The following is a 12,159-nucleotide window of genomic DNA, read 5'->3' as shown; positions in this document are numbered from 1 at the left end:
TGTCACAAGTGGTTTCAGCCGCCCCGTAGCTCTCGACGCAGCCAGCGATTCGGGTGCCGGGCATCGCCCGAGCGGGGTCGGCGCGCGGGCCGCTTGCCCACGCCTCCCCGGCGCGTCGCCCACGGCGCGCCAGCGGCGTGGAGGATCACACGGGTGGTACTTTGACACCTCCGTGTCTATGAGTGTAGGTTTGGACTTTGCGCTGGCTGCCTCCTGTCCATACCTCGATTCGCACACGTAAGTTTCGCCTTCCGGTGTTACTTCCGTTGTTGCCTGTTCGGGTTTCGTTCGGGTTGTGACCAGCGGAATTCGTAGCAGAAGCAAGCGACGGTCGCGGACCACCACGCGACGCGCGTGAGGTGCTGGAAGGACGCATCTTGGCAGTCTCCACCCAGACCAAGGCAGTTGCCGGTATCCCTGGAGCCCCGAAGCGGGTCTCCTTCGCGAAGATCCGTGAACCCTTGGAAGTGCCGGGTCTTCTCGATCTACAAACGGAATCGTTCTCCTGGTTGGTCGGTTCGTCGGAATGGCGTGAGCGCGCGGCAGCTCGCGGCGACGTCGGCCTTGTCGGTGGACTCGAGGAGGTGCTCGAGGAGCTGTCGCCGATCGAGGACTTCTCCGGCTCCATGTCCCTGTCCTTCTCGGACCCGCGCTTCGAAGAGGTCAAGGCCTCCATCGACGAGTGCAAAGAAAAGGACATGACCTACGCGGCGCCGTTGTTCGTCACCGCGGAGTTCATCAACAACAACACCGGTGAGATCAAGAGCCAGACGGTCTTCATGGGTGATTTCCCGATGATGACCGACAAGGGCACGTTCATCATCAACGGCACCGAGCGTGTCGTCGTTTCGCAGCTGGTCCGCTCCCCGGGCGTCTACTTCGATCACAGCATCGACAAGGGCACCGAGAAGGACCTGCACAGCGTGCGTGTCATCCCGTCGCGCGGCGCGTGGCTGGAGTTCGACGTCGACAAGCGCGACACCGTCGGCGTGCGCATCGACCGCAAGCGCCGTCAGCCGGTCACCGTGCTGCTGAAGGCGCTCGGCTGGACCACCGAGGAGATCGTCGAGCGCTTCGGCTTCTCCGAGATCATGATGTCCACCCTCGAGAAGGACAACACCGCCGGTCAGGACGAGGCGCTGCTGGACATCTACCGCAAGCTGCGTCCGGGCGAGCCGCCGACCAAGGAATCCGCGCAGACCCTGCTGGAGAACCTGTTCTTCAAGGAGAAGCGCTACGACCTGGCGCGCGTCGGTCGCTACAAGATCAACAAGAAGCTGGGCATCCACCTCAACGAGCCGGTCATCGGTTCGGTGCTGACGAGGGAAGACATCGTCAGCACCATCGAGTACCTGGTGCGCCTGCACTCCGGCGACAAGGTCATGACCGCCCCCGGCGGCGAAGAGGTGCCGGTCGAGGTCGACGACATCGACCACTTCGGCAACCGTCGCCTGCGCACCGTCGGCGAGCTGATCCAGAACCAGATCCGGGTCGGCCTCTCCCGCATGGAGCGCGTCGTCCGCGAGCGCATGACCACCCAGGACGTCGAGGCCATCACGCCGCAGACCCTGATCAACATCCGCCCGGTCGTCGCCGCGATCAAGGAGTTCTTCGGAACCTCCCAGCTGTCGCAGTTCATGGACCAGAACAACCCGCTGTCGGGTCTGACCCACAAGCGCCGCCTCTCGGCGCTGGGCCCGGGTGGTCTGTCCCGTGAGCGCGCCGGCCTGGAAGTCCGAGACGTCCACCCGTCGCACTACGGCCGCATGTGCCCGATCGAGACCCCGGAAGGCCCGAACATCGGCCTGATCGGCTCGCTGTCGGTGTACGCGCGGGTCAACCCGTTCGGCTTCATCGAGACGCCGTACCGCAAGGTCGTCGAGGGCCGGGTCACCGACGAGGTCAAGTACCTCACCGCCGACGAGGAGGACCGCGAGGTCCGCGCGCAGGCGAACTCTCCGGTGGACGCCGACGGCAACTTCCTCGAGGGCCGGGTGCTCGCGCGCCGCGGCAACGAGGAGATGGAGTTCGTCGCCCCGACCGAGGTGACCTACATGGACGTCTCGCCGCGCCAGATGGTGTCGGTCGCGACCGCCATGATCCCGTTCCTCGAACACGACGACGCCAACCGTGCCCTCATGGGCGCGAACATGCAGCGTCAGGCCGTGCCGCTGATCCGTTCCGAGGCGCCGATCGTCGGCACCGGCATGGAGCTGCGCGCCGCGACCGACGCGGGCGACGTCGTGGTGAACGAGAAGGCAGGCGTGGTCGAGGAGGTCTCCGCCGACTACGTCACGGTCATGGCCGACGACGGCACTCGCAAGTCCTACCGGATGCGCAAGTTCGCCCGCTCCAACCAGGGCACCTGCTCCAACCAGCGGCCGATCGTGGACGAGGGCCAGCGGGTCGAGCGTGGCCAGGTCTTGGCCGATGGTCCGTGCACCGAGAACGGTGAGATGGCCCTCGGCAAGAACCTGCTCGTGGCGATCATGCCGTGGGAAGGCCACAACTACGAGGACGCGATCATCCTGTCGCAGCGCCTCGTGGAAGAGGACGTCCTCACCTCGATCCACATCGAAGAGCACGAGATCGACGCCCGCGACACCAAGCTGGGCGCCGAGGAGATCACCAGGGACATCCCGAACGTCTCCGACGAGGTGCTCGCCGACCTGGACGAGCGCGGCATCGTGCGCATCGGCGCCGAGGTTCGCGACGGCGACATCCTGGTCGGCAAGGTCACCCCGAAGGGCGAGACCGAGCTGACCCCCGAGGAGCGGCTGCTCCGCGCGATCTTCGGTGAGAAGGCGCGCGAGGTCCGCGACACCTCGCTGAAGGTGCCGCACGGTGAGTCCGGCAAGGTCATCGGCATCCGCTTGTTCTCCCGCGAGGACGACGACGATCTGCCCCCCGGCGTCAACGAGCTGGTTCGCGTGTACGTCGCGCAGAAGCGCAAGATCCAGGACGGCGACAAGCTCGCCGGTCGCCACGGCAACAAGGGCGTCATCGGCAAGATCCTGCCGACCGAGGACATGCCGTTCCTGCCGGACGGCACGCCGGTCGACATCATCCTGAACACCCACGGTGTGCCGCGTCGTATGAACATCGGCCAGATCCTGGAGACCCACCTCGGCTGGATCGGCAAGGCGGGCTGGCAGGTCGATGGCAACCCCGACTGGGCGGCGAACCTGCCGGAGGAGATGTTCGGCGCGCCCGCCGACTCGAACATCGCCACCCCGGTGTTCGACGGCGCCCGCGAGGAGGAGCTGACCGGTCTGCTCGCCTCGACCCTGCCGAACCGCGACGGCGAGCGCATGGTCGACGACAACGGCAAGGCCACCCTGTTCGACGGCCGCTCCGGCGAGCCGTTCCCGTACCCGGTGGCCGTTGGCTACATGTACATCCTGAAGCTGCACCACCTGGTCGACGACAAGATCCATGCGCGTTCGACCGGCCCGTACTCGATGATCACCCAGCAGCCGCTCGGTGGTAAGGCGCAGTTCGGTGGTCAGCGCTTCGGTGAAATGGAGTGCTGGGCGATGCAGGCCTACGGCGCTGCGTACACCCTGCAGGAACTGCTCACCATCAAGTCCGACGACGTCGTTGGCCGCGTGAAGGTCTACGAGGCGATCGTGAAGGGCGAGAACATTCCGGAGCCGGGCATTCCGGAGTCGTTCAAGGTGCTCCTCAAGGAACTCCAATCGCTGTGCCTCAACGTCGAGGTGCTGTCTTCCGACGGCGCCGCGATCGAGCTGCGCGAAGGCGAGGACGAGGACCTGGAGCGCGCCGCGGCGAACCTGGGCATCAACCTGTCCAGGAACGAAGCGGCCACCGTCGACGATTTGGCGAACTAGGCGGTCGGGCGCGGAGGTGCTCGCCCCGGCGACCGCGTCCGCGCCCATCGCGAACAACCAACTAGTGAACTTTTGCTCGAATTAGACCCGCACAGGGGAAAGGAAGTTACGTGCTAGACGTCAACTTCTTCGATGAACTCCGGATCGGCCTTGCCACCGCCGAAGACATCCGCCAGTGGTCCTATGGCGAGGTGAAGAAGCCGGAGACCATCAACTACCGCACGCTGAAGCCGGAGAAGGACGGCCTCTTCTGCGAGAAGATCTTCGGTCCCACCAGGGACTGGGAGTGCTACTGCGGTAAGTACAAGCGTGTCCGCTTCAAGGGCATCATCTGTGAGCGCTGTGGCGTCGAGGTCACCCGCGCCAAGGTGCGCCGTGAGCGGATGGGCCACATCGAGCTGGCCGCGCCGGTCACCCACATCTGGTACTTCAAGGGCGTGCCGTCGCGCCTCGGTTACCTGCTCGACCTGGCGCCGAAGGATCTGGAAAAGATCATCTACTTCGCCGCCTACGTCATCGTCGGCGTCGACGAGGAGCTGCGTCACAACGAGCTCTCCACGCTCGAAGCCGAGATGGAGGTCGAGAAGAAGGCCGTCGCCGATCAGCGCGACGCCGATCTCGAGGCCCGCGCGCAGAAGCTGGAAGCCGACCTGGCCGAGCTGGAGGCGGAGGGCGCCAAGTCCGACGTGCGCCGCAAGGTCAAGGACGGCGGCGAGCGCGAGATGCGCCAGCTCCGTGACCGTGCCCAGCGCGAGCTGGACCGGCTCGAGGAGATCTGGAACACCTTCACCAAGCTGGCCACGAAGCAGCTCATCGTGGACGAGGTGCTCTACCGCGAGCTGACCGACCGCTACGGCGAGTACTTCACCGGCGCCATGGGTGCGGAGTCCATCCAGAAGCTGATGGAGAACTTCGACATCGAGGCCGAGGCCGAGAACCTGCGCGAGACCATTCGCACCGGTAAGGGCCAGAAGAAGCTGCGCGCGCTCAAGCGGCTCAAGGTCGTCGCGGCCTTCCAGGCCAACGGCAACTCGCCGATGGGCATGGTGCTCGACGCTGTTCCGGTGATCCCGCCGGAGCTGCGCCCGATGGTTCAGCTCGACGGTGGCCGCTTCGCCACCTCCGACCTGAACGACCTGTACCGTCGCGTGATCAACCGCAACAACCGCCTCAAGCGACTGATCGACCTCGGCGCGCCCGAGATCATCGTCAACAACGAGAAGCGGATGCTGCAGGAGTCCGTCGACGCCCTGTTCGACAACGGCCGCCGCGGCCGTCCGGTCACCGGACCGGGCAACCGTCCGCTCAAGTCGCTGTCCGATCTGCTCAAGGGCAAGCAGGGCCGCTTCCGTCAGAACCTGCTCGGTAAGCGCGTCGACTACTCGGGCCGTTCGGTCATCGTCGTCGGTCCGCAGCTGAAGCTGCACCAGTGCGGTCTGCCGAAGCTGATGGCGCTCGAGCTGTTCAAGCCGTTCGTGATGAAGCGCCTGGTCGACCTGAACCACGCGCAGAACATCAAGTCCGCCAAGCGGATGGTGGAGCGGCAGCGGCCGCAGGTGTGGGACGTCCTCGAAGAGGTCATCGCGGAACACCCCGTGCTGCTGAACCGTGCGCCCACCCTGCACCGCCTCGGCATCCAGGCCTTCGAGCCGCAGCTGGTGGAAGGCAAGGCCATCCAGCTGCACCCGCTGGTCTGTGAGGCGTTCAACGCCGACTTCGACGGTGACCAGATGGCCGTGCACCTGCCGCTGTCGGCGGAGGCGCAGGCCGAGGCCCGCATCCTGATGCTGTCCTCGAACAACATCCTGTCGCCCGCGTCGGGTCGTCCGCTCGCCATGCCGCGTCTGGACATGGTGACCGGCCTGTACTACCTGACCCGTCAGGTCGACGGCGCCAAGGGCGAGTACAAGCCCGCGACGAAGGACGAGCCGGAGTTCGGCGTGTACTCCTCGCCGGCCGAGGCGCAGATGGCGGTCGACCGCGGCGAGCTGACCGTGCGCTCCATGATCAAGGTGCGGCTCACCACCCAGCGTCCGCCGAAGGACGTCGAGGCGGAGCTGTTCCCGGAGGGCTGGCAGCGCGGCGACGCGTGGACCACCGAGACCACGCTGGGCCGGGTGCTGTTCAACGAGCTGCTGCCCGCGGACTACCCGTTCATCAACGAGCAGATGCCGAAGAAGCGGCAGGCGACGATCATCAACGATCTCGCCGAGCGCTACCCGATGATCGTGGTCGCGCAGACCGTCGACAAGCTCAAGGACTCGGGCTTCTACTGGGCCACGCGTTCGGGTGTCACCGTCTCCATGTCGGACGTTCTCGTTCCGCCGGAGAAGGCCGAGATCATGGAGCGCTACGAGGCGCAGTCGGATCAGATCGAGAAGAAGTACCAGCGTGGTGCGCTCGATCACCAGGAGCGCAACAACGCCCTGGTCAAGATCTGGCAGGAGGCGACAGAAGAGGTCGGTAAGGCGCTGCGCGCGCACTACCCGGCCGACAACCCGATCATCACGATCGTCGACTCGGGCGCCACGGGTAACTTCACCCAGACCCGTACCCTCGCCGGTATGAAGGGCCTGGTGACGAACCCGAAGGGTGAGTTCATCCCGCGGCCGATCAAGTCCTCCTTCCGCGAGGGCCTGACGGTTCTGGAGTACTTCATCAACACCCACGGCGCTCGTAAGGGTCTGGCCGACACCGCGCTTCGTACCGCCGACTCGGGTTACCTGACCCGTCGTCTGGTGGACGTCTCGCAGGACGTCATCGTGCGCGAGCACGACTGTGGCACCGAGCGCGGCATCGTCGTGCCGATCGCCGAGAAGCAGCTCGACGGCACCCTCATCCGCGACGCGCACGTGGAGACCTCCGCGTACGCTCGCACGCTCGCCGCCGACGCGCTGGACGCGTCCGGCAACGTCGTGGTGAACAAGGGCGCCGACCTGGGCGACCCGGCCATCGAGGCGCTGCTCGACGCGGGCATCACCGAGGTGAAGGTCCGCTCCGTGCTGACCTGCACCACCGGCACCGGCGTGTGCGCGACCTGCTACGGCCGCTCCATGGCGACCGGCAAGCTGGTCGACATCGGCGAGGCCGTCGGCATCGTCGCCGCGCAGTCCATCGGTGAGCCCGGTACCCAGCTGACCATGCGTACCTTCCACCAGGGTGGTGTCGCAGGTGACGACATCACCGGTGGTCTGCCGCGTGTTCAGGAGCTCTTCGAGGCTCGCGTGCCCAAGGGCAAGGCGCCGATCGCCGAGGTCTCGGGTCGCGTGCGGCTCGAGGACGACGACCGCTTCTACAAGATCACCATCATCCCGGACGACGGTGGCGAAGAGGTTGTCTACGACAAGCTCTCGAAGCGTCAGCGTCTGCGCGTGTTCAAGCACGACGACGGCACCGAGCGTCTGCTCTCCGACGGTGACCACGTCGAGGTCGGCCAGCAGCTGCTGGAAGGCGCGGCGGATCCGCACGAGGTGCTGCGCGTGATGGGCCCCCGTCAGGTGCAGATCCACCTGGTCCACGAGGTCCAGGAGGTCTACCGCTCGCAGGGTGTGTCGATCCACGACAAGCACATCGAGGTCATCGTGCGCCAGATGCTGCGTCGCGTGACGATCATCGATTCGGGCGCCACGGAGTTCCTGCCCGGTTCGCTCACCGAGCGTTCCGAGTTCGAGTCCTCGAACCGTCGCGTCGTCTCCGAGGGCGGCGAGCCCGCCTCGGGTCGTCCGGTGCTGATGGGTATCACCAAGGCATCGCTGGCCACCGATTCGTGGCTGTCGGCGGCGTCCTTCCAGGAGACCACTCGAGTCCTGACGGACGCGGCGATCAACTGCCGCTCCGACAAGCTCATCGGCCTCAAGGAGAACGTGATCATCGGCAAGCTGATCCCGGCCGGTACCGGCATCAACCGCTACCGGAACATCCAGGTGCAGCCGACCGAAGAGGCTCGTGCCGCGGCGTACGCGGTGCCGTCCTACGACGACACCTACTACAGCCCGGACAGCTTCGGCGCCACCACCGGCGCCGCGGTCCCGCTGGACGACTACGGTTTCAGCGACTACCGGTAATCGGTAGGCACCGATAGGCATTCGGCCCCCGCTCCTCCCGGAGCGGGGGCCGTTTTGTCAGGCATTCAAGGAAAGGTGCTGTGTTCGAGCCACAGATCGAGCCTGGCCGCGCCGGATGGCCACCTCCGTGGCAGACGCAACCACAGCCGGTCGGCCACGCTGACTTCGCAGACCGTCTATACGCCTCGCAGGCCGTGCAGTCTCTGTGAGGTGTATGGACGGTCTGCGAAGACCCGGGATGTGGGTCGTGGTGGCGTAGTGGTTCGTTGACGGGAATGGCGGTGCACGGCGAGAAGGTGGCCTGGGCGGCCAAGTGTGATTTTCGATGTCGTGCCTGAAATAGGTTGGTGCAGTTAGGATGTGGCACGGCTTGGCGCTGGTTCGGTGTCGGGGCGGCCCGGACGGCTGAGTGTGCGTAAGGGGGCGCGTTCGTGGATGGCAGTGCGTTGAGATGGAGTCGGGGGCGGCGGGGGGCCGTGCGCGGAAGGACGGCGTCGGGGGCGCTGGTGAGTTTGGTTGTGTCGGTTCTGTTCTGCGTGGGGACGGCCGCGTTGTGGGAGGCGGAGGGGCAAGGCGAGAAGCCCGGTGCGGGGCCGGTCACGTCGGTGATCGGACCGCCGCCGCAGGGGATTCCGGCCGCGCTCCAGCGGGAGTTGCCACGGCGGAACGCGGTGCGTCTGGTGCGTGACGGTGCGCCGGGACCGGTGGCCGGTCGGACGTACGGACCGGATGCCCGCCTCAGTTCCATGCGTGGTCTGCGCGGCATGCCGTTCGACTTCGACGTTCCGGAGACTTGGGGATGCATCGGCGGCAGCAAGCGGCTGCGGGCCGACGTGGTGTGGACGTGCGCCGACGAACGAGGCGGCAGCCGCGCGGGCGGCTGGATCGGCGTGCACTCCTGTCTCGCACCCTGTGGCGATATCGAGCAGGCCGGTTTCCGTGCGGAACTCATGGGCGCGGAATTGCGCTGGCGTGCAACCGATCCCGCGACTGCCTTCACCGAGTTCCCGGCCGATATCGACGGCGAGCCCAGGCTACGTGTCGCGATGACCTACGCCTTCGCCGCCGACGCCGACGGTCCTGTCGACACCCTCGCCTTCGCAAGGCTGACCGGTCCACCCGCGACGTTGGACACCCTGCTCCACCTGGTGAACGAAGTCCGTCTGCGCGCGGCCGGGTGAACCATCGCGAACAACGCGCTGACTCACTCCTCGCCGCGGGCGTCCAAGCGCGGCAACGATTTCGACCGGCTGCGATGGGCACCCGCGGAAGGTGAGATCGGCGAAGAATCGCACCGGTGGGCGCGCCGACGCACAACTCCATGAGCTCGGCGAAGAATCGCGCTGCGCCCTCACCGCCCGCGGCGAATGCCGCTTGCCGCCGCCCGCGACTGGCAGCACGCCGTCTTCGCCGGGCTCACCGCCGACTGGCCGGCCACGATCGCCGCTGCTTCGCGGGCTATCCCTAGCGCTCGAGCGCCGAACTCCACGACCGACCGAGATTGTTAGATCACACCCAATTGCCTTGACGCCCTTCTGAAGCCGCCCGGCGACCGGTAAGTTGTCGGCGGACAAACCGGACATGGCGAACCGGGCGGCGCGACAGGAAGCACAGGATGAGGATCGGCAGAATCACGGCGACGGCATTACTGGCACTGGCGGCCACCGGAATCAGCGCGGGCGTCGTGCACGCAGAACCCGCGGACCGGCCTGCGCAGACCGCAGCGGCCGCGGCGGCGCTGAATCTGAGCGGCGTCTTCCACGAGATCGGCTACCGCGTCGCCGTCTCCGAGGACCGCCGGTCCACCGTGACCACGCTCGAGGAAGGCCGCTTCGGCCTCGTCGGCGACGACCGGATCGTCACCATCGCCGACCGCACCGGCCAGGTCGTCGCGGCCCTGCCGATGACCCTGCACATCGAGGGTCACAGCATCGACCTCACCCCGATCGTGAACGAGGCGGGCACCGAGCTGACCCTCGCGCCCGCCGCGATGTCGGACGCTCCGGTGCGTGAGATCAGTTCGCAGGAGCGCTTCTTCGCCGAAGCCGAGAAGGCCATGCCGCAGATCCTGGCGGGCGCGGCGATCGGCGCGGGCATCGGTTTCCTGGTCGGCTTCCCGCTGGGGCTGTTCGTGCTCGACTTCATCACCGTCCCGATCACGACGGTCGTCGGCGGCGTGATCGGCGCGTTCGCCGGGCTCTACCAGGCGGGTGGTCAACCCGCCATCGATGCGGCCCAGGCGTACCTCACCGGTCAGCCCTGAGTCACCGGCGCTCGGTCGAGGGCGCGGGCCTGAGATCCTGCGTCCCGACGACCCGCAACAGCTCCAGCTTCTCGGCGGCGTCGGTCCCCGGCCGCGGCAGGTAGACCAGCAGACGCTGCGCCGCGTTCGGGGTGAGCAGCGTTTCGCACACGGTGTCGATCAGCCCGACCACGGGGTGCGCGATGCGCTTGGTGTCCGAGAGCCGGACCGCGACCTCGTGTTCGGTCCACAGCCGCTCGAATTCGGCGCTCGCGGCGCGCAGCGCTCCGATGAACTCGGTGACGTCGGCGTCCCCGGCGCGGCGGGCGGCGGTGGCGCGCAGGTCCGCGACGTGCTGACGACTCAGGCGATCCCAGTCCTCCTCTGGGAAGAGCCCGCGGGTGGACGGGTCGGCGAACCAGCCCCAGGCGAAGTGGCGGTCCAGGCCCCGGCTGCCCGCGCGATCGCCGACGAGCAGCGTGTGCATCCGGTTCTGGACGAGCACCTCGCCCAGATCGGTGACCACGGCCGCCGGGGTGTCGTCGAGCTTGGCCAGCATGTGCAGCAGTCCGGGGCCGACGTGCTTGTCGCCGAGCGCGGGGCCTGGCGGCTGGTGCCCGCACAGGTGGTAGAGGTGGTCGCGCTCGTCGTTGCTGAATCGCAGCGCCCGCGCCAGCGACGCCAGCACCTGAGTGGAGGGCCGTGGGCCGCGCGATTGCTCCAGCCGCGTGTAGTAGTCGGTGGACATCCCGGCCAGCAACGCCACCTCGTCGCGGCGCAGCCCGGGGGTGCGGCGGCGAACGCCGGGCGGCAGGCCGACTTCCGCGGGCGTGAGCTGCTCGCGGCGGCGGCGCAGGAAATCGGCGAGCTCGGAACGGTCCATCACTCCACTTTCCCGGATTTCGGCCGGGCGGGCCAGGGATCGCCAATCCCCCGATAAGCGATCTCTGCCGGACGCCGGACGTGCAGGTCAGAGTGGATACATGACGAAATCCACGATCGAGAAGACCACGCTCGGCGCCACCGGACCCACGGTCGGCCGCCTCGGGCTCGGCGCCATGGGCATGTCGGGCATGTACGGCGCGGCCGACGACGCCGAGTCCATCGCCACCATCCACGCCGCCCTCGATTCGGGCGCCGACCTCATCGACACCGGCGACTTCTACGGCTCCGGCCACAATGAGGCACTCATCGGCAGGGCCATCGCCGACCTCCGCCGCGAGGACATCCGGCTCAGCGTGAAGTTCGGCGCGCTGCGCGGGCCGGGCGGAACCTGGGGCGGCGTCGACAACCGCCCGGTCGCGCTCCGCAACTTCCTCACCTACACGTTGCAGCGTCTCGGGGTCGACTATGTCGACATCTACCGGCCCGCGCGGCTCGATCCCGCCGTCCCGATCGAGGACACGGTCGGCGCCATCGCCGAGCTGGTGGAGGCGGGCTACGTCCGGCACGTCGGCCTGTCCGAGGTCGGCGCGGACACGCTGCGCCGCGCCGCCGCGGTGCACCCGATCGCCGACCTGCAGATCGAGTACTCGCTCGTCTCACGCGGCATCGAAGCCGAGATACTGCCCGTCGCAAGGGAACTCGGCATCGGCATCACCGCCTACGGTGTGCTGTCGCGCGGCCTGCTCAGCGATACCGTGCGGACCCGCGGCAGCTTCGGCGCGAACGACTTCCGAGCGCACAGCCCCCGCTTCCAAGGCGAGAACCTCACGCGCAACCTGCGATTGGTCGACGCGCTGGCGAAGATCGCGGCCGCCAAGGATGTTTCGGTCGCGCAGCTGGCGATCGCCTGGGTGCTCACCAGGGGCACGGACATCGTGCCGATCATCGGCGCGCGCCGAACGCAGCGCTGGACGGAGGCGCTCGCCGCGCTCGACATCCAGCTCGATGCCGACGAACTGGCGAGCATCGAGGCGGCAGTGCCCGCGGATCAGGTAGCAGGGGAGAGGTACGCGCCCGTGCAAATGGAGATGCTGGACAGCGAGCGGTGAAAACCGTT

At 67.3% G+C, this 12,159-nt stretch carries 6 protein-coding genes; 5 read left to right on the top strand and 1 reads right to left on the bottom strand.

Translation table 11 applies throughout. From position 1 onward, the window contains the following. Positions 1–359: 359 nt before the first annotated feature. From AB0H50_RS28865 to AB0H50_RS28850, 4 genes are all read left to right on the top strand, one after another. Entirely contained in the window at positions 360–3,851 is a 3,492-nt protein-coding gene (locus AB0H50_RS28865; RefSeq protein ID WP_357458634.1) for a DNA-directed RNA polymerase subunit beta, read from the top strand. A gap of 110 nt (positions 3,852–3,961) precedes the next feature. Beyond that, on the top strand, positions 3,962–7,915 hold the full coding sequence (locus tag AB0H50_RS28860) for a DNA-directed RNA polymerase subunit beta' (protein ID WP_357458632.1): 3,954 nt from the start codon (positions 3,962–3,964) through the stop codon (positions 7,913–7,915). Between the two features lie 506 nt (positions 7,916–8,421). Further along, on the top strand, positions 8,422–9,096 hold the full coding sequence (locus AB0H50_RS28855) for a hypothetical protein (protein WP_357458630.1): 675 nt from the start codon (positions 8,422–8,424) through the stop codon (positions 9,094–9,096). A gap of 434 nt (positions 9,097–9,530) precedes the next feature. Continuing rightward, positions 9,531–10,178, top strand: a complete 648-nt coding sequence (locus AB0H50_RS28850) for a hypothetical protein (RefSeq protein WP_357458628.1) — start codon at positions 9,531–9,533, stop codon at positions 10,176–10,178. Between the two features lies 1 nt (position 10,179). On the opposite strand, the gene AB0H50_RS28845 is transcribed toward AB0H50_RS28850, so the two are convergent. Beyond that, the gene (locus AB0H50_RS28845) at positions 10,180–11,040 is read right to left on the bottom strand and encodes a helix-turn-helix transcriptional regulator (protein WP_357458625.1); all 861 of its coding nucleotides are present in this window, start codon (positions 11,038–11,040) and stop codon (positions 10,180–10,182) included. Between the two features lie 100 nt (positions 11,041–11,140). Between AB0H50_RS28845 and AB0H50_RS28840 the strand changes: the two genes are divergently transcribed. Next, positions 11,141–12,151, top strand: coding sequence for an aldo/keto reductase (locus AB0H50_RS28840; RefSeq protein ID WP_357458622.1), 1,011 nt, complete (start codon positions 11,141–11,143; stop codon positions 12,149–12,151). Positions 12,152–12,159: the final 8 nt, after the last annotated feature.

The sequence above is a fragment of the Nocardia sp. NPDC050793 genome (assembly GCF_040654065.1).
Classification (GTDB): domain Bacteria; phylum Actinomycetota; class Actinomycetes; order Mycobacteriales; family Mycobacteriaceae; genus Nocardia.
Note: the sequence above shows the minus strand (reverse complement) of the source record. Positions and strands in the feature narration are given on the sequence as shown.

Excerpts from the sequence above, each read along its gene's own strand:
- AB0H50_RS28850 (WP_357458628.1), top strand. The coding sequence starts at position 9,531 with ATGAGGATCGGCAGAATCACGGCGACGGCATTACTGGCACTGGCGGCC.
- AB0H50_RS28845 (WP_357458625.1), bottom strand. The coding sequence starts at position 11,040 with ATGGACCGTTCCGAGCTCGCCGATTTCCTGCGCCGCCGCCGCGAGCAG.
- AB0H50_RS28840 (WP_357458622.1), top strand. The coding sequence starts at position 11,141 with ATGACGAAATCCACGATCGAGAAGACCACGCTCGGCGCCACCGGACCC.